We start from the raw sequence: 17,101 nt of genomic DNA on the forward strand, positions 1-17,101 counted from the left end.
GGGAGAGACAGCAATGGCACGGGTACGGATGACGAGTAACCCGCTGGTGGCGGTGGCGATCGTGCTGACCGTCGCGGCGGCCGGCGCGGCCGGCTGGGGCGCAGTGGCCCGGTACGAAGCCGCGCACGACGAATCGGCGGCGTACGCGCAGGCCCGCGACGACGCACTGGCCGCGGGCGAGCAGGCCGTGCAGAACATGAACACGCTCGACCACCGGAAGCTGGCGAAGGGCCTCGACAGCTGGGAGGACTCCACCACCGGTGATCTGCACAAACAACTCGTCGACGGACGGGACGCGTTCGCGAAGCAGATCGAGCAGGCGAAGACCGTCAGCACGGCCCAGGTCCTGTCCGGGGCGGTGACGGAACTCGACGACCGGGCCGGCAAGGCCGGGGTCATGGTGGCGCTCCGGGTCACCGTGACCGCGCCGAAGGGCAAGCCCGCGGTGAAGGAGAGTCGGATGCTGGGGCAGCTCACCCGTACCTCCGAGGGGTGGAAGCTCGGTGCCCTCGGCCAGGCGCCCGTCGGCAACACGGCCGGCTGAGGGCTGTCCCGTCATCCCTGGCGTCCACCACGGATTACGGGACAGCCCTCAGGGCCTCTCGTTCGGATCTTGCCGGGCCCCGCTCGCTGATCCGGCCGATCCGAACGAAGAACCCTGGCCGTGACGCCCCCACCCCGCCACCGAGAGGACCCACGACATGCCGACGACCCGTCACCTCGTCAATCGTCAGCGCCGACTGGCCACCGTCGCCGCGGAACGCGCCACCGCCTCCGCCCCGCCGCGCGAGCCCACGACACCGGACCCCTCACCCGAGGCGCCCGGGAAGACGCCCGCCGCGGAGCGGACGCCCACCGACGACGCCGTCACGGACGACACCGGTACACCGGATCCGGCGAAGAAGGAGGCACAACCGCGAGGCGGGCGGACATCCCGTCTGCGCATCCGGCTGCCCGCCGTCCTGTGCGCACTCACCGTGCTGCTCGGCGCCTTCGCGGCCTGGGCGTTCAGCTCGGCAGGCAGCCTGCGCGACGACCCGGCCCGCCGGAACTCCGCCCTCACCGACATCGGCCGCACCAGTGAGGTGAAGGGGCAGATCTCCGAGGCCGTCGGCGCGGTCTTCTCGTACAACTACGCCGCACCCGGCAAGTCCGAGCGCGCGGTGAGGAGTTACCTGGTCGGCAAGGCGGTCCGGCAGCACGCCGACATGCTCGCCCAGGTACGGGCCGAGGGGCAGAAGCAGAAGCTCGTGCTGACCACGACCGTGACGGACAGCGGCGTGGAACTCCTCGACGGCGACCGGGCCCGGCTGCTGATCTTCGCCGACCAGAGCAACACCCGTACCGGCACGTCGGACGAGACGACCTACGCGGCGGCCATGTTCGCCGTGGACGCTGTTCGCCGCGGCGACACCTGGCGCATCTCCGCCATCGATACGTTCACCCAGTGACCCGGCGCAGAGGGGAGCACGCATGAGGTTCATCGGCACCATGCGCCGCGGACTCGGCGGCACAGCAGCCGCGGTCGCCGCGATGGCCGCGCTCACCGCGTCCCAGGCGCCCGGACACATCCGCCATGAACAGACCGCGAAGGAACGCCAGGAGGCCGACGAGGTCATCTGGACGCATGTGCCCAACGACGACTCGTACCACACCGAACTGCCACCGCTGGTCTCGCCCGAACCGCCGCAGCACGGTGTGAAGCAGAGTCCGGCCGCCGCGCGCTCGTGGGCCGAGGCGGGCATCCCCGCCACGGTGCTCGCCGCCTACCGCAAGGCGGAGGGCGTGCTGGGGCGCACCGACCCCGGATGCCATCTGCCGTGGCAGTTGCTCGCGGCGATCGGCAAGGTCGAGTCCGGCCAGGCGGGCGGAGGACGGGTCGACGCCCACGGTACGACGCTCAGCCCGATCCTCGGGCCGGTGCTCGACGGCGCGGGCTTCGCCAGCATCCCGGACACCGACGGCGGCGTGTACGACGGCGACACCCGCTACGACCGGGCGGTCGGCCCGATGCAGTTCATCCCGTCCACCTGGGCCCACTGGGGCAGGGACGGGAACGGCGACGGCCGCCGCGATCCGAACAACGTCTACGACGCGGCCCTGGCCGCCGGGTACTACCTCTGCGCCGGTGCGCGGGATCTGTCCGTGAAGGCCGATCTGGACCGGGCGATCCTCAGCTACAACCACTCCGACACCTATCTGCGCACCGTGCTGTCCTGGCTGGAGTTCTACCGCAAGGGCATCCACCCGGTGGCCGACGGCAAGGGCACCGTGCCGAAGAGCCCCGGCGCGGGCGGACCGAACAAGCCGGCGCACCCGGTGGGCGGTCCCGGCGCCCCCGGCGGTGGCATCATCATCGGCCCGCAGCCCGGTGGTTCGCCCGGTCCCTCGCCGTCGACGTCGCCGAAGCCCTCCGGCTCACCCACCGGTTCCCCGCCCCCGAGCGGCTCCCCGCACCCCACCGATCCGGGCAGCGGTTCCCCGGATCCGACCGACAGCGGATCGGCCACCCCGGACCCCGGAACGAGTCCCGACCCCAGCACCTCGGCCCCCGAACCGGGCACGAGCCCGGGCTGTCCGACACACTCCCCGTCACCCGATCCGAGCGACTCGGCCGGAGCCACCGAGTCCCCGTCGCCCGACCCGAGCACGAGCGAGGACCCGTGTGCCACGCCGTCGGGTTCAGCCTCCGCCGGCTGACAGCACCTCGGCCAGGTCGTACCGCACCACCTCCTCCAGCTGCGCGTAGGTGCAGCTGCCAGGGGTGCGGTCCGGCCGCCACCGGCGGAACTGGGCGGTGTGCCGGAAGCGGTCGCCCTCCATGTGGTCGTACGCCACCTCGCAGACCCGCTCCGGGCGCAGCGCCACCCACGACTGGTCCTTCTTCCCGGACCAGCGGCTCGGCGCCCCGGGCAGCCGGGCGCGTTCGTGCGCCTCGGCATCCGCCCAGGCCGCCCACGGATGGCCGGTGAAGTCGACGCGCAGCGGTTCCAGCTCCGCGGCCAGTTCCGCGCGGCGCTTCATCGAGAAGGCCGCACAGACCCCGACGTGCTGCAGGACCCCCTCGGAGTCGTACAGGCCGAGCAGCAGTGAGCCCACGACCGGACCGCTCTTGTGGAAGCGGTAGCCCGCCACCACGCAGTCGGCGGTCCGCTCGTGCTTGATCTTGTACATCACCCGGGTGTCGGGGCGGTACGGCAGATCGAGCGGTTTGGCGACCACACCGTCGAGTCCCGCGCCCTCGTAGCGTTCGAACCACTCCCGGGCGAGCGCCGGGTCGGTGGTCGCAGGTGCGAGATGGACCGGGGCCGACGCACCGGACAGGGCCGCCTCCAGCACGGCACGACGGTCGGACTGCCGGGTGGAGAGCAGTGAATCGTCGCCCACCGCCAGGATGTCGAAGGCGACCAGACTGGCCGGGGTCTGCTCCGCGAGCAGCCGGACCCGGGAATCGGCCGGGTGGATGCGCTCGCTGAGCCGGTCGAAGTCCAGCCGTCCGTCGTACGCGACCACGATCTCGCCGTCGATCACACAGCGCGGCGGCAGATTCTCCCGGACGGCCGTGACCAGCTCGGGGAAGTAGCGGGTGAGCGGCTTTCCGGTGCGACTGCCGATCACCACCTCCTCGCCGTCCCGGTGCACGATCGCACGGAAGCCGTCCCACTTGGCCTCGTACTGCATACCGGGCGGGATCTTCGGGACGGACTTGGCGAGCATCGGCTTCACAGGCGGCATCACCGGCAGATCCATGGCTCCGATTCTTGTCCATGGGTGCCCATAAGTCTCCCGATATGCGGCATATGTGAGCTCGACTTACCGTGACCGTCATGGGTGCAGCGGGAAATGCGGTGGAGCTGGAAGCCGGCGGACGGACCGTACGGCTGTCCAGTCCGGACAAGGTCTATTTCCCCGAAAAGGGCTACACCAAGAGGGACGTGGCCGAGTACTTCCTGGCCGTGGGCCCCGGCGTCACCCGCGCCCTGCGCGACCGGCCGACCACCCTTCAGCGTTTCGTGGACGGCGTCGACGGCGAGTTCTTCTACCAGAAGCGGGCCCCGAAGAACCTCCCGGACTGGATCCCGACCGCCCGGATCACGTTCCCCAGCGGTCGTCCCGCCGACGAGATCTGCCCCACCGAACTCGCCGCCGTCCTCTGGGCCGCCAACCTCGGCACGCTCACCTTCCACCCCTGGCCGGTCCGGAGCGCCGACACCGACCACCCGGACGAACTGCGCATCGACCTCGACCCGCAGCCCGGGACGGAGTACGCGGACGCGGTGCGGGCCGCCCATGAGCTGCGGTCCGTCCTCGACGACCACGGTCTGCGCGGCTGGCCCAAGACCTCCGGCGGCCGGGGCATCCACGTCTTCGTCCCCATCGAGCCGCGGTGGACCTTCACCGAGGTCCGGCGCGCCACCATCGCCGCCGGGCGCGAACTGGAACGCCGGATGCCGGACCGGGTCACCACCGCGTGGTGGAAGGAGGAGCGCGGCGAGCGGATCTTCGTCGACTTCAACCAGACCGCCCGTGACCGCACGATCGCCTCCGCCTACTCCGTACGCCCCTTCCCGCACGCCCCGGTCTCCGCCCCGCTGCGCTGGGCGGAGATCGACGACGCCGAACCGCGCGACTTCGACATCCGGACCATGCCGAAGCGGTACGCGGAGTCGGGCGACGTCCACGCGGACATGGACGAGCACGCCTTCCGGCTCGACGGGCTGCTGGAGCTGGCCGACCGCGACGAACGGGAGCGCGGACTCGGCGACCTGCCCTACCCGCCGGAGTACCCGAAGATGCCGGGCGAACCGAAGCGGGTTCAGCCGAGCCGGGCGCGGCGCGACGAGGACGGCGCTGCATGAGCGCACCCGATCTGGAGCCCTCCGCCCCGCATGGAGCACACGGCCGGCCCCTGGCCCGCGGTGACCGGTGGGCGGCGTTCAAGGAGTCCCCGTATCTGCCCGCCGTCGTGCTCCTGTTCATCATCGCGGCCGCGGCCGGTCTCTTCGCGGGCTCCTACACATATGCGATGGCCAACCCGACTCCGCGCAACATCCCGGTCGCCGCGGTCGGCCCGCTCGACACGCCGCGCGACAAGGTCTTCCTCGACCGGCTGGAGGGCGCGCTCAACACCTCGCTGGTGCTGCACGCGTACGCGCACGGTGCCCAAGCCCGCACCGCGCTGGAGGAGCAGAAGGTCTTCGCCGTCCTGCGGTCGAAGAACGGCGGGGTCGGCCTGGACGTGGCGAGCGCGTCCGGGGCCTCGGTCGCCCAGCTGCTCACCGAGTCCACGCTGAAGGTGGGGCAAGCGACCCATGTGCCGGTGAAGGTCACGGACGTGAAGCCGCTGCAGCGGGGCGACCCGCGCGGCCTCGCTCTCTTCTACATCTCGCTCGCCGCGGTGATCGTCGGCTTCGTCGGCGCGATCCAGCTGAGCGTGCACGCCAAGGCGCTGCGGCCCCTGGAGCGGATCGGGTTCACCATCGCCTACTCCCTGCTCGGCGGGTTCGCCATCGCCGCCGTGGTGGACTGGCTGCTCGGCTCCGTCGACCTGCCGTTCGTCCAGTCGTGGTTGATCCTCGCCTTCACCATGCTCACCACGGGCATGGTCTTCACCATGTTCAACACCCTGATCGGGCGCTGGGCGATGCTCCCCACCTGGGGACTCATGGTGATGCTCGGCAACCCGTCGTCCGGCGGCGCGGTGTCCTGGCCGCTGCTGCCGTCGGTGCTCGGCTTCATCGGCCGCTGGCTCCCCCCGGGCGCCTCGGTCAATGCCCAGCATGCTGCCGTCTACTACCAGGGCCATCAGCGGATCTTCCCGTACCTGGTGCTCGCCGGATGGCTGCTGGTCTCCTGCACGGTGTTCTGGGTGTGGCGCCACCGGCACCCGGGAGGCCGTGACCACATGCCCCAGCACGCGGTCACGGCCACTTGACACCCGTTCGGGCTACAGCTCCTTGATCCGGATGTCGCGGTACGAGACCACGTCCGTGGTGCTGTGGACCTGGAGCCCGATGTAACCGGAGGCGTACCGCCGGCCGTCGGTTCCCGGGTCGTCACCCCGCGGCGGCTCGAAGACCTGACCGCCGTTGTTGTCGAACTCGTTCAGCAGAACACCGTTGCGGTAGACCGAGTAGTGCTGGTCGACGACCCGGATCTCGTAGTCGTTCCAGGTGCCCTTGGGGGTGACCCCGGCGCCGGCCAGACCGATCCGGTCGAAGCCGTAGATCGAGCCGGTCTTGTACATGTCGCCGTCCGGACGGTCGAGGATCTGCACCTCGTGGCCGTACTTGATGGCGACCCATTCCGGACGCGACTCCTCCGGGTTGTCGTGGACGTTCGGGAAGCGGACGAACACACCGCTGTTGGCGTTGCCGGTGCCGGGGGCGTCGTCCCGCCACTGGAGCTTGAGCGAGAAGTCGCCGTACTGCCGTCCCGGGAACCAGAGCATGCCCATGCCGTCCACCGTGGTGGAGCTGGTGATCGTGCCGTCGGCGTTGAGCCCGAACCTGCCGCCGCCCACCTGCTGCCACTTGGCGAAGGACGCCGCCGTGCCGTCGAAGAGCTTCTTGTAGCCCTCGTCCTGGCCCGGGTTGCCGATCCCGGACTGCTTGGCCGCCCGGTAGATCTTCTTGTGCTCGCGGGCGTCGATCACACCGGCCGTGAGCAGCTTGTCCAGGACGGTGTCGACGTGCTTGAGGAACAGTGCGTGCGACGACCAGTCCTTCTCGTCCTCGATCAGCTCGTTGATCGTGCAGCGATTGCCGGTGATCCGGTTGGGAACCCCGGTGTCCACCGTGCCGACGATGACGGTGAGCCGCTCGTCGAACTCCGGGCAGTTCGGAGCCGGTACGCCCCCGCTCTCCGCGACGGTGAACGACACCTGCTTCGCCAGGGAGGTGTTGCCGGCCTTGTCCGTCGCGCGGTGCGCGACGGTGTGATAGCCGACGCGGTCGACGATGACGGTGCCGGTGTACGCGAGGTACGGGCCGCCGTCGAGCGAGTACTCGATCCTGTCCACGCCCGATTCGGCGTCGGTCGCGGTGATGGTCACCTTGGCGCTGGTGATGTAGGCGTTGTCGGAGTTCTTGTCGCCCTGGACCGAGGCCGAGGTCTCCGGCGGCGTCGTGTCCTGCGTCGGCGGCGCGACGACGGTGAAGTCGACGGACTTCTCCGCGGCCGTGTTGCCCGCCCTGTCGGTGGCCCGGTAGCGGACCTGGTGCGTGCCGGTCTCGTGCACCATCACGGGGGCGGTGTAGGGCTTCCAGGCGCCGTCCGCCCCGATCGCGTACTCGATGGTGTTGACGCCGGACCCGGTGTCGGAGGCGGTCACGGTGACCGTCGCCATTCCGAGGTACCGCCCCTGGTCGTCCTTCTCCCCGGAGACGGTCGCCGAGGTCTCCGGCGGCGTCCTGTCGTCCGTCGGCGGCGCGGCGACCGCGAAGTCGACGGACTTCTCGGCGGCCGTGTTGCCCGCCTTGTCGGTGGCGCGGTACCGGATGGTGTGCGTGCCGACCTCGCTCACCACGATCGGCGTGGTGTACGGCTGCCAGGCGCCGTCCGCCCCGACCGCGTACTCGACGGTGTCCACCCCCGAGCCGTCGTCGGTCGCCGAGACGGTGACCGTCGCCTGGCCGACGTAGGCGCCGTCGGCGTTCTTGTCGCCGTCGAGCTTCGCCGAGGTCTCGGGCGCGGTGGTGTCGGTACCGCCGCCGTCCGTCACGGTGAGGATGCCCTGCATCGCCTCGTGCCCCGGCATGGTGCAGTGGTAGAAGTACCGGCCGGGGGAGAGCGTGACCTCGGCGGTGTGTTTGCCGCCCTGGTCGTCGGCGGGGTTGGCGAGGATGTTCAGCGAGACGTCGTTGTTGAACTCCGGGTCCGAGACGCTGAAGGTGAGGGTGTGCGGCATTCCCGTGGTGTTCCCGGTCGCCGCGCTGTTCTCGAAGACGATGGTCGCCTTGCCGGCCACCGCGGTCTTCGGAGCGGACAGATAGTGGTCGATGGAGTCGCCCGCCGTCCAGGTGAGGACCTGGTCGGCCGCCGTGGTGCCGGGAGCCGCCGTGCGGCCGTACGCCGCTGTCGAGGTCAGCCCCAGGACCATCAGGAACGAACCCAGCAGGGCGAGCCACAACCGGGCGGGCCGGTAGCGCCGTCGCGAGAGGATCGAACGGTGTCTCATCCCACTGCCGCCTTCCTGGCCAGGTCCGCGGCGGCCGGGGTCGGACCGCCGCCCTTGTACGTCACACGCCACAGCGCGGACTTGGAGTCGGAGGTGAAGAAGCCGCGCCCGTAGTCCAGGACGTACAGGGAACCGTCCGGGGCGAACTTCCAGTCCATCAGGTTGCGGATGCCGTCCGCCCCGACCGGGATGATCTTCTTCAGGGACTCGGCGTGCGTGGGCAGACCGCCCTTGCCGGCCGTCTTCGGGTCGGTGAGCACGGCGTGCCGCGGCTGGGTGTCGTCGTAGAAGTCACCGACGAACCACTTGCCGTCCCAGTAGGAGGGCCACTTGTCGGCGCTGGCGCTCGCCGCGTCGTACCGGTAGACCGGACCGTTCATCGTGGCCTGACCGCCGCCCTTGAGCCACGGCAGCAGCTGCTTCTGCTCCTCCGCCTTGTAGCTCGGGATACCGTTCGCGTCGCGCGGGTAATCCACGCCACCGCCCTGCGGCGAGTACCAGATGGTGTTGGAGGTGATCGGCGGCAGATTCACCAGGCCGTCGTTGTTCGGCGACTCGTTCTTGGGGTGGTCGCAGTCGTACCAGCCGAGCGGCTTGCCCGGATCCGGCAGATTGCGGTCCCGATAGGGCTGCTTGTTGCCCATGCAGTACGGCCAGCCGTGATTGCCCGCCTTGGTGATCGCGGCGAACGTGTCGTACTTGGCCGGACCCCAGGTGGTGGACGGCGCGCCCGCGTCGGGGCCGACCCAGCCCGCGTACAGCGTGTCGGTCGCCTTGTCGACGGAGATCCGGGCGGGGTTGCGCACGCCCATCACATAGATCTCGCCGCGCGTCCTGCCGCCGCCCTCGTCGGGCTCCTTGCCGGTGAAGAGGTTGCCCTCGGGCAGGGTGTAGGTGCCGTCGTCCTCGGGGTGGATCCGCAGGATCTTGCCGTTGAGGTTGTTGGTGTTGCCCGCGGTGCGCCGGGCATCGGCGAACGAGACGCCCTTGTAGTTGGGTGCAGGGTTGTTGCCGGAGTAACCGTCGCTGAAGCCGGAGGAGTTGTTGTCACCGGTGGCGATGTACAGGTTGCCCTTGGAGTCCCAGGCCATCCCGCCGCCGGCGTGGCAGCAGCTGTGGATCTGGACCGGCCAGTGCAACAGCACCTTGTCGGAGGACAGATCGAGCTTGTTGGTCGCCAGGTCCAGGGTGAAGCGGGAGACCTGACGCACCGCCATCTGCTTGTCGCGGTCGATCTTCGAGTGGGGTGTGTAATGCAGGTACACCCAGCCGTTCTTCTCGAAGTCCGGGTCCAGCTCGATCCCGAGCAACCCCTCCTCGACCTTGACCAGCTCGTCGCCGCCGCCCTTGTTGCCGAAGATCGTCAGCGCGCCGGCGAGGGTGACCTTCCCGGTCTTCGGGTCGTAGACATGGATCTGTCCCAGCCCCTTGCCGATCTCCGGGTCGTTCCAGTCGGTGACGACCGGCTTGCTGCTGTCGGCGCCGCCGCGGCCGATGTAAAGCACCCGTCCGTCCGGGGCGACGACCAGGCCGTGCGGCTCGCCGATCTGGTCGTTCTGGCCCGGCTGATTGGGCTGGGTGACGCGCTGCGCCTTGTAGTTGGAGGTGATCGTCGCTTTGCAGTCGGCCTGCGCGATCCGCGTCGTCCAGGCCAGCGCGCCGCGCAGATGGTCGCGGAAGTCGGTTTCCGCGAAGCTGTCGACCGTACCGCCCATCGCCGTGTAGAAGGACCGGCCGCCGTCGTAGTCCCGGCACCAGGAGACCGGATGGTCCCAGCCGTTGGCGCTCGCGCCGGGCTTGTACGTGATCTCCCGCACGCGGGCCACGGTGTGCACATCGCCGGACGGGTTCTTCGTCCAGTTCAGCCACTTGTCCGGGCGTTTCCACTCCAGCGGCAGAGTCTTGGTCGCCGGATGCTGCCGGTCACCGATCTCAACCGTCGCTCGCTGTACGGTCGTCGGGCCGCCGGCCGCCGGACGGGCTCCGATCAGACCGGTGAACCAGTCCGAGTACGGCTCGGTGCGCGCCGCGTCATGGATGCCGAGGAAGCCGCCGCCCGCCTCCATGTACGCCTCCAGGCCGGCCTCCTGCTCCGGGTCGAGCACATCGCCGCCACCCGTGAGGAAGACCACGGCGTTGTACTTGCCGAGCTGCTTGCCGTTGGTGAAGACGGCCGGGTCGTCGGTGGCGACGGTGCGGAACCGGCCCGCCTCGGGTCCGGTGAGCCCGATCTTCTCGATCGCCGCGATTCCGGCGTCGACGGTCGGGGACTCCTCGGTGGCGGAGGCGTGGAACACCAGCACCTTGACGTTGGCGCCGCCCGGCGGCGACGGGAGGGACAACGTTGTCGCCATACTTCGCGGCGGCTCCGGATGGGGCCTGGCGTCGGCGGTGTTGGCGCCGAGCAAGGAGGCGGTCAGTGCGCCGGCCGCCAGGGCCGCCGCAAGTCCGCGTCGCGATCTGGACCTGTGATGTGGTGTGCGCTGCATGTGGTCACCCACCCCTCTTTGGTCACTGCAACAGCGGATGAAGCTAGACCTCTTTTCGCGACTCGCCAATAGCTATGGCAGCAATGGCACGAACTTTGTCCTGGGTGTGGATAAACGAAGATCCCCCGGCTACGGTGTGGGCCGTCCGGGGGGAGCCCGCGCCCCGCCCGCTCCGGCGCCCCCTGAAGCCGCCGTGATCCCCGTAACCTCCGTATCTCCGCAGTCCCCGAGAGCCGGGCGCGTTCGCAAAGACTCCGTAAATTCCTTAGTGCAGTGGGGAGTTCGACATGGACAGAAGGAGCTTCAACCGGCGATTGCTGGTAGGCGGTGGAGTGGCGGCCGCGACCGGGGTGACATCGTTGTCGCTCGGTGCGATCGAGGCCAGTTCGGCAGAGCCCCCACCGAAGACCGCCCCGGCGGGCGGCGTCGTCCGCCATCTCAAGCTGTACGCGGAGAAGCTGGCGGACGGTCGGATGGGGTACGGCCTGGAGAAGGGCAAGGCGTCGGTGCCCGGACCCCTCATCGAGATCAACGAGGGCGACACCCTGCACATCGAGTTCGAGAACGCGATGGACGTACCGGCCAGTCTTCACGCGCACGGCGTCGACTACGACATCGCGAGCGACGGCACCCGGATGAACAAGAGCATCGTCGAGCCGGGCGACACCCGCACCTACACCTGGCGCACCCATGCGCCGGGCCGGCGCAAGGACGGCACCTGGCAGCCGGGCAGCGCCGGCTACTGGCACTACCACGACCATGTCGTCGGCACGGACCACGGCACCGGAGGTATCCGGAAGGGCCTGTACGGTCCGGTGATCGTCCGGCGCAAGGGAGACATCCTGCCGGACAAGACGATCACGATCGTCTTCAACGACATGACGATCAACAACAAGGCGGCCCATGAGAGCCCCAACTTCGAGGCCACGGTGGGCGACCGGCTGGAAGTGGTCATGATCACCCACGGCGAGTACTACCACACGTTCCACATCCACGGTCATCGCTGGGCGGACAACCGGACCGGCCTGCTCACCGGCCCCGACGATCCGAGCCGGGTCATCGACACGAAGATCGTGGGCCCGGCGGACTCCTTCGGTTTCCAGGTCATCGCGGGCGAACACGTGGGCGCCGGTGCCTGGATGTACCACTGTCATGTGCAGAGCCACTCCGACATGGGCATGGCCGGACTGCTGCTGGTCGCCAAGCCGGACGGCACCGTGCCGGGGTACGACCCGCACGACATGACGACCCACACGGCCGCTCCGGACAAGACGGCTCCGGACAAGGCCGCTCCGGACAAGCCCGGTAAGGAAACGGCCGGTAAGGAAACGGCCGGTAAGGGCATGGCCGGTATGGAAGAGCCCGGGTCGGACAAGACCGGTACGGACAAGCCTGCTTCGAGGTGAGGCGATCGGGTCGGCCGGTGGGCAGCGGCCGAGCGGTGCCGGACTGCCGGTGAATCCACTCGGCCGCCCCGTCTTCGGCGCTGATCGTCGTGCCGTGCTTGTCCGCCGGGTCCAGGTCCTCGACGTGCTGCGTCGCAGTGCATCCGGCGTCCACCGAGGCAGGGCGCCTCAGGTCCGGAGCCGGGGCAGGGCGCCTCAGGTCCGGACCCGCCGGGTGAAGCGGCGCAGGCCGAGGTGACCGAGGGTGGCCGTGCCGAAGGTGAGGGCCGTGAGGTAGGCCCAGGTCGGCATGTGACCGGTGGCGGGCGTCAGGTTCGCACGCAGGCCCTCGCTCATGCAGACGAGCGGGTTGGCGAGCGTGAGCACCTGGACCCAGCCGATCGAGTCCAGTGCGGTCCACGGGTAGTAGACGCAGCCCAGCATCGTGCCGGCGGCCGGGAGCAGGCCCAGCAGTGCGCCGAAGGCGGAGGCGTCGATCGCTGTACCGAGCAGCAGCCCGAGCGCGGACGCGAGCAGCGCGCTGAGGACCAGGGTGACCACGAGCAGGGGCCAGTTGTCGACCTGGGCTCGCGGCGCGGCGCCCGGAGCGTGCACGAGCCACACGATCGGGATGACCACGAGGGACGAGATCAGGCCGAAGACCGCCGATGAGGTGATCTTCTGGAGGCCCAGCGCCCAGACGGGCAGCGGGGCCGGGGCGCGGTCGGTGATCTCGCGGCCGGGGCCGAGTTCGGCGGCCGGCGGCCCGGTGACGGACATGATGCGCTGCAGCGTCAGGGTGCCGGCTATCAGGCCGGGCAGCAGGATCGTCGAGAACGAGGTGGCTCCGCCGAGCCCACTGCCGATGCTGGGCATCACGTACGCGAAGGCGAAGGTGAAGAGCAGCGGCTGAAGACCCACCTGCAGGAGCAGGACCGGAGGGTTGCGGCCGAGGACGTGCAGGTCGCGGGCGGTCAGCGCCCGGTAGGCACGCCAGGCCGCCCGGCGGGACGACTGCTTGCGGGGGACGGTTGCGGTGAGGGGTGAGTCGGTCATGGCTGGTAGTCACGTCCGGTCAGGGTGAGGAGGCCGGGGGGTGTGGTGGCGGCATCGCGGACGGTCAGACCCGCGGCGCCTGCTTCGCGCAGCAGGTGACCCAGCACGCCGTCGGGGCGCGTGGTTGCGCACCCGTAGGGTCGGGCCGTCGACGACGACGACGTCGTGCGGGCCGCCGGGGATGCGCCGTACCGCGTCTTCGACGGGGGCGGCATCGGCGTCGTACCGGACCGTGATGACGGTCTGCGCGCCGCTGGTCGCCTTGATCGCCTCGGGGGTGTCGCGGGTGCGCAGCCGCCCGTGGGCGATGACGGCGAGGCGTCGGCACAGGGCCTCGGCCTCGTCGAGGTGGTGCGTGGTCAGCACCACGGTCTGGCCGGCCTCGTGCACGCTCCCGATGATCCGCCAGAGGTCCTCGCGTGCCTGGGGGTCGACGCCGGCGGTCGGCGGGAGTGCCGCTGCGGGATCAGCCGTCCTTCTGCGCTGCGGCCCGACGCTGCCGTTTGCCCAGTGGCGCCTGGGAGAGGTCCTCGGCGTTGCTCCTGAGGTTCTTGTAGCGGTAGCCGCGTTCGGCCGGCCACGCTTTCGCCGCGTCCTCGGCGCGTTCGGTCGTGCCCGGCGGTCACCACACGGAAAGGGCCCGGGGGGACGCGGACCGGGCCGTGCGACTAGGCCCTGTCCTGCCGATCTTCGCGGGCCCGGGGCGAGCCGGTGGAAGCACGCGGCGGCGACCTGCCTGAAATGCTGGGGCGGCGCACAGAATTGAGAACCCCTATGAATTCCGGTGCGCCCCCTGTCTGTCGAATGGCGAACAGGGGGACTTTTTTTGAAGTGCCGTCGATTGTCGTCACGGGTTTCCGTCAAGGGGGGTTCTAGGGGGTCATCGAGGGGGGTGGGCGATTCTTTTCCTGCGGTAGCTTCGGGCTCAAGTGAAGTGAATCCGTGAGGAAGTGTGGAAATCATGACTGGTCGTTCACCGCAGACGTTTGAATTCCCCGCCTGGCCCCAGTTCGACGACACCGAGCGGACGGGGCTGCAACGTGCGCTGGAACAGGGCCAGTGGTGGCGGATCGGGGGCAGTGAGGTCGACACCTTCGAGCGGGAGTTCGCCGAGTACCACGGCGCTCGCTACGCGCTCGCGGTGACCAACGGCACGCACGCCCTGGAGCTCGCGCTGCAGGTGCTCGGAGTCGGCCCGGGAACCGAAGTCATCGTCCCCGCCTTCACGTTCATCTCGTCCTCGCAGGCGGCGCAGCGGCTGGGGGCCGTCGCCGTCCCCGTCGACGTCGATCTGGACACCTACTGCCTCGACCCGGCTGCCGTCGAGGCGGCCATCACCCCCCGGACCCGGGCCATCATGCCGGTGCACATGGCCGGGCACTTCGCCGACATGGACGCCCTGCAGAAGCTGTCGGCCGACTCCGGCGTCCCGCTGATCCAGGATGCCGCGCACGCCCATGGCGCGCAGTGGCGCGGCCAGAAGGTCGGCGAGCTCGGCTCCGTCGCCGCCTTCAGCTTCCAGAACGGCAAGCTGATGACCGCGGGCGAGGGCGGCGCGGTGCTCTTCCCCGACGCCGAGCAGTACGAGGCCGCGTTCCTGCGGCACAGTTGCGGGCGGCCGCGCACCGACCGCAAGTACTTCCACGGCACATCCGGGTCGAACTTCCGCCTGAACGAGTTCTCGGCGTCGGTGCTGCGCGCCCAACTGGGCCGCCTGGGCGACCAGATCGACACCCGCGAGCAGCGGTGGCCGCTCCTTGAGAGCCTGCTCGCCGAGATACCGGGCGTCGTGCCGCAGTCCAGGGACGAGCGCAACGACCGCAACCCGCACTACATGGCCATGTTCCGGGTCCCCGAGCTCGGCGAGGAGCGGCGCAACGCTCTCGTGGACGCCCTGATCGAGCGCGGCCTGCCGGCCTTCGTCGGCTTCCGCGCCGTCTACCGCAGCGACGGGTTCTGGGAGGCCAACGCCCCGGACCTCTCGGTGGACGAGCTGGCCCGCCGGTGCCCGAACTCCGAGGCCCTGACGCGGGACTCCATCTGGCTGCACCACCGCACCCTGCTCGGCACCGAACAGCAGATGCACGACATCGCGTCCGTGATCGCCGAGACCGTGGCCGCGGCATGAGCGAGCGGCCGGCCGGTGGACCGGCGGGCGGGCGGCCCGTACGCACGGTGGTGGTCGGTCTCGGCTGGGCGGGCAGGTCGATCTGGCTGCCCAGGCTCGTCGGGCACCCGTCCTACGAAGTCACTGCCGTAGTGGACCCGGCAGTCGAAGGCACCGAGCACCAAGGCGTCCCGCTGCACACGGACGTCGTGGAGCTTGCCCCGGACTCCGTGGACCTCGCGGTCGTCGCGGTGCCCAACCACCTGCACGCCGACATCGCGGAGAAGCTGCTGGCCAAGGGCATATCCGTATTCGTGGAGAAGCCGGTGTGCCTCACCTCCGAGGAGGCGGACCGGCTGGCCGCTGCCGAACGCGAGGGCGGCGCCGTCCTGCTGGCCGGCAGCGCGGCCCGCTTCCGCGCCGACGTCGGCGCCCTGTACGAACAGGCCCGCTCCGTGGGGCGCATCCGCCACGTCGACGCGTCCTGGGTCAGGGCGCGCGGAGTGCCGGACGCGGGCGGCTGGTTCACCCAGGCCCAGCTCTCGGGCGGCGGCGCGCTGGTGGACCTCGGCTGGCACCTGCTCGACACCGTCTCGCCGCTGCTCGGTGCCACCGCGGTCGAGCAGGTCTCCGGCACGGTCTCCGGCGACTTCGTCAACAACGGCACCGCACGGGCCCGTTGGCGCGACGACAAGGAGCCCCACGGCGCACCGGAGGCGGCCGCCGACGTCGAGGACACCGCGCGCGGATTCCTCGTCACGGAGGACGGCGTCTCCGTCTCGCTGCGCGCGAGCTGGGCCTCGCACGAGCCGCGCGACGTCACGCTCATCCGCGTGGAGGGCAGCGCGGGCACCACGACACTGCGCTGCACCTTCGGCTTCAGCCCGAACCGCCACGACGGATCGGCCCTCACACACACCCGCGACGGAGAGAGCACCGAGGTGCCCGTCGCACAGGACCCGATCGGCGCCGAGTACGACCGGCAACTCGACGCGCTCCCGGCCGAGCTGGCCGACCCGGACGGCAGAGGCCGGGCCGTCGCCGAGGCCCGCAGGACCATCGGGGTCATCGAGCGCCTCTACGCTTCGGCCCGCGGACGCGCCGCCCGGCGGCACGCGACAACGAGGGAGTACCGCATGGACCCGCGCACCACCGGCCTCACCCAGGACACCCCGACCGCGACCACCGCACCCCTGGAACACCCCAAGAGCATCGTGGTCTTCGACCTCGACGGGGTCATCGTGGACAGCACCGAGGTGATGCGCAAGGCGTTCTCGATCGCCTACGCGGAGGTCGTGGGCGAGGGCCCGGCGCCGTTCGAGGAGTACAACCGCCACCTGGGCCGCTACTTCCCCGACATCATGCGGATCATGGGCCTCCCGCTGGACATGGAGGAGCCCTTCGTCCGCGAGAGCTACCGCATGGCCCACCTGGTCCCGATGTTCGACGGGGTCCCCGAGCTGCTGCGCACCCTTCGCGAGCGGGGCTTCCGGCTCGCCATCGCCACGGGCAAGAGCGGCCCCCGGGCCCGTTCGCTGCTCCAACAGCTCGGCGTCCTCGACCTGTTCGACCACGTCATCGGCTCCGACGAGATCGCCCGCCCCAAGCCCGCACCGGACATCGTGCTGCACGCCCTCGACCTGCTCGGCGCCGAGGCACACAGCGCGATGATGGTCGGCGACGCCGTGACCGACCTGGCCAGCGCCCGCGGCGCCGGCGTGACGGCCGTCGCGGCCCTGTGGGGCGAGAGCGACGCGGCCGCCCTGCTGGCCGCCGGGCCCGACGCCGTGCTGCGCGAGCCCGCCGATCTGCTCGCTCTGTGCCCGGCGGTCGCCGCCGACTGACCGCACCGCCGACAGGGCCCGGCCGTCCACGACGGCCGGGC

13 protein-coding genes and 1 pseudogene are annotated in these 17,101 nt (G+C 70.3%); 8 read left to right on the forward strand and 6 right to left on the reverse strand.

The window, feature by feature from the left end; genetic code table 11:
* Nucleotides 1-13: 13 nt before the first annotated feature.
* The 3 genes from ACZ68L_RS01130 to ACZ68L_RS01140 all read left to right on the forward strand — a co-directional run bounded on the left by ACZ68L_RS01130 (nucleotide 14) and on the right by ACZ68L_RS01140 (nucleotide 2,700).
* Nucleotides 14-544 carry a hypothetical protein gene (locus tag ACZ68L_RS01130; RefSeq protein ID WP_469573140.1) on the forward strand — a complete coding sequence of 177 codons (531 nt, stop codon included), beginning with the start codon at nucleotides 14-16 and terminating at the stop codon, nucleotides 542-544.
* Between the two features lie 157 nt (nucleotides 545-701).
* Complete coding sequence (locus tag ACZ68L_RS01135) at nucleotides 702-1,451, forward strand: hypothetical protein (protein WP_469573142.1); 750 nt, start codon at nucleotides 702-704, stop codon at nucleotides 1,449-1,451.
* A gap of 22 nt (nucleotides 1,452-1,473) precedes the next feature.
* Nucleotides 1,474-2,700 carry a lytic transglycosylase domain-containing protein gene (locus tag ACZ68L_RS01140; protein ID WP_469573143.1) on the forward strand — a complete coding sequence of 409 codons (1,227 nt, stop codon included), beginning with the start codon at nucleotides 1,474-1,476 and terminating at the stop codon, nucleotides 2,698-2,700.
* On the opposite strand, the gene ACZ68L_RS01145 is transcribed toward ACZ68L_RS01140, so the two are convergent.
* Nucleotides 2,683-3,750 carry an ATP-dependent DNA ligase gene (locus ACZ68L_RS01145; RefSeq protein ID WP_469573145.1) on the reverse strand — a complete coding sequence of 356 codons (1,068 nt, stop codon included), beginning with the start codon at nucleotides 3,748-3,750 and terminating at the stop codon, nucleotides 2,683-2,685. The two genes, ACZ68L_RS01140 and ACZ68L_RS01145, sit on opposite strands and share 18 nt — an antisense overlap.
* 98 nt (nucleotides 3,751-3,848) lie before the next feature.
* Here ACZ68L_RS01145 and ligD point away from each other — a divergent pair, with 98 nt between their 5' ends.
* Both ligD and ACZ68L_RS01155 read left to right on the forward strand, forming a co-directional pair.
* Entirely contained in the window at nucleotides 3,849-4,859 is a 1,011-nt protein-coding gene (ligD, locus tag ACZ68L_RS01150) for a non-homologous end-joining DNA ligase (RefSeq protein ID WP_469573317.1), read from the forward strand.
* Nucleotides 4,856-5,935 (forward strand): ABC transporter permease, encoded by a 1,080-nt coding sequence (locus tag ACZ68L_RS01155; RefSeq protein WP_469573146.1) that lies wholly within the window; start codon nucleotides 4,856-4,858, stop codon nucleotides 5,933-5,935. The genes ligD and ACZ68L_RS01155 overlap by 4 nt, the downstream gene beginning before the upstream one ends.
* A gap of 12 nt (nucleotides 5,936-5,947) precedes the next feature.
* Here ACZ68L_RS01155 and ACZ68L_RS01160 read toward each other — a convergent pair whose 3' ends face one another.
* Together ACZ68L_RS01160 and ACZ68L_RS01165 are read right to left on the reverse strand one after the other, a co-directional pair.
* Complete coding sequence (locus ACZ68L_RS01160) at nucleotides 5,948-8,179, reverse strand: OmpL47-type beta-barrel domain-containing protein (RefSeq protein ID WP_469573147.1); 2,232 nt, start codon at nucleotides 8,177-8,179, stop codon at nucleotides 5,948-5,950.
* Entirely contained in the window at nucleotides 8,176-10,668 is a 2,493-nt protein-coding gene (locus ACZ68L_RS01165) for a ThuA domain-containing protein (RefSeq protein ID WP_469573149.1), read from the reverse strand. The genes ACZ68L_RS01160 and ACZ68L_RS01165 overlap by 4 nt, the downstream gene beginning before the upstream one ends.
* Nucleotides 10,669-10,955: 287 nt before the next feature.
* Between ACZ68L_RS01165 and ACZ68L_RS01170 the strand changes: the two genes are divergently transcribed.
* On the forward strand, nucleotides 10,956-12,074 hold the full coding sequence (locus tag ACZ68L_RS01170; protein ID WP_469573151.1) for a multicopper oxidase domain-containing protein: 1,119 nt from the start codon (nucleotides 10,956-10,958) through the stop codon (nucleotides 12,072-12,074).
* Between the two features lie 195 nt (nucleotides 12,075-12,269).
* On the opposite strand, the gene ACZ68L_RS01175 is transcribed toward ACZ68L_RS01170, so the two are convergent.
* From ACZ68L_RS01175 to ACZ68L_RS01185, 3 genes and pseudogenes are all read right to left on the reverse strand, one after another.
* Nucleotides 12,270-13,109: an ABC transporter permease gene (locus ACZ68L_RS01175; RefSeq protein ID WP_469573153.1), complete on the reverse strand. Its 840-nt coding sequence runs from the start codon at nucleotides 13,107-13,109 to the stop codon at nucleotides 12,270-12,272.
* A 9-nt stretch (nucleotides 13,110-13,118) separates the two neighbouring features.
* The gene (locus tag ACZ68L_RS01180) at nucleotides 13,119-13,499 is read right to left on the reverse strand and encodes a hypothetical protein (RefSeq protein ID WP_469573154.1); all 381 of its coding nucleotides are present in this window, start codon (nucleotides 13,497-13,499) and stop codon (nucleotides 13,119-13,121) included.
* Nucleotides 13,500-13,575: 76 nt separating this feature from the next.
* Nucleotides 13,576-13,719, reverse strand: a pseudogene (locus tag ACZ68L_RS01185) (DUF6204 family protein); the annotation flags it as partial.
* 351 nt (nucleotides 13,720-14,070) lie between these two features.
* On the opposite strand from ACZ68L_RS01185, the gene ACZ68L_RS01190 reads away from it, so the two are divergent.
* Nucleotides 14,071-15,237, forward strand: coding sequence for a DegT/DnrJ/EryC1/StrS family aminotransferase (locus tag ACZ68L_RS01190; RefSeq protein ID WP_469573155.1), 1,167 nt, complete (start codon nucleotides 14,071-14,073; stop codon nucleotides 15,235-15,237).
* Complete coding sequence (locus tag ACZ68L_RS01195) at nucleotides 15,234-17,060, forward strand: HAD-IA family hydrolase (RefSeq protein ID WP_469573157.1); 1,827 nt, start codon at nucleotides 15,234-15,236, stop codon at nucleotides 17,058-17,060. Before ACZ68L_RS01190 ends, ACZ68L_RS01195 begins: the two co-directional genes overlap by 4 nt.
* Nucleotides 17,061-17,101 lie beyond the last annotated feature (41 nt).

It is taken from the genome of Streptomyces sp. NPDC104309 (assembly GCF_055584025.1).

What these genes read in the sequence shown, in the direction of transcription:
- ACZ68L_RS01160 (WP_469573147.1), bottom strand. Translation starts at nt 8,179, where the DNA reads ATGAGACACCGTTCGATCCTCTCGCGACGGCGCTACCGGCCCGCCCGG.
- ACZ68L_RS01195 (WP_469573157.1), top strand. Translation starts at nt 15,234, where the DNA reads ATGAGCGAGCGGCCGGCCGGTGGACCGGCGGGCGGGCGGCCCGTACGC.
- ACZ68L_RS01170 (WP_469573151.1), top strand. Translation starts at nt 10,956, where the DNA reads ATGGACAGAAGGAGCTTCAACCGGCGATTGCTGGTAGGCGGTGGAGTG.
- ACZ68L_RS01140 (WP_469573143.1), top strand. Translation starts at nt 1,474, where the DNA reads ATGAGGTTCATCGGCACCATGCGCCGCGGACTCGGCGGCACAGCAGCC.
- ACZ68L_RS01155 (WP_469573146.1), top strand. Translation starts at nt 4,856, where the DNA reads ATGAGCGCACCCGATCTGGAGCCCTCCGCCCCGCATGGAGCACACGGC.
- ACZ68L_RS01165 (WP_469573149.1), bottom strand. Translation starts at nt 10,668, where the DNA reads ATGCAGCGCACACCACATCACAGGTCCAGATCGCGACGCGGACTTGCG.
- ACZ68L_RS01130 (WP_469573140.1), top strand. Translation starts at nt 14, where the DNA reads ATGGCACGGGTACGGATGACGAGTAACCCGCTGGTGGCGGTGGCGATC.
- ACZ68L_RS01190 (WP_469573155.1), top strand. Translation starts at nt 14,071, where the DNA reads ATGACTGGTCGTTCACCGCAGACGTTTGAATTCCCCGCCTGGCCCCAG.
- ACZ68L_RS01145 (WP_469573145.1), bottom strand. Translation starts at nt 3,750, where the DNA reads ATGGATCTGCCGGTGATGCCGCCTGTGAAGCCGATGCTCGCCAAGTCC.
- ACZ68L_RS01135 (WP_469573142.1), top strand. Translation starts at nt 702, where the DNA reads ATGCCGACGACCCGTCACCTCGTCAATCGTCAGCGCCGACTGGCCACC.
- ACZ68L_RS01175 (WP_469573153.1), bottom strand. Translation starts at nt 13,109, where the DNA reads ATGACCGACTCACCCCTCACCGCAACCGTCCCCCGCAAGCAGTCGTCC.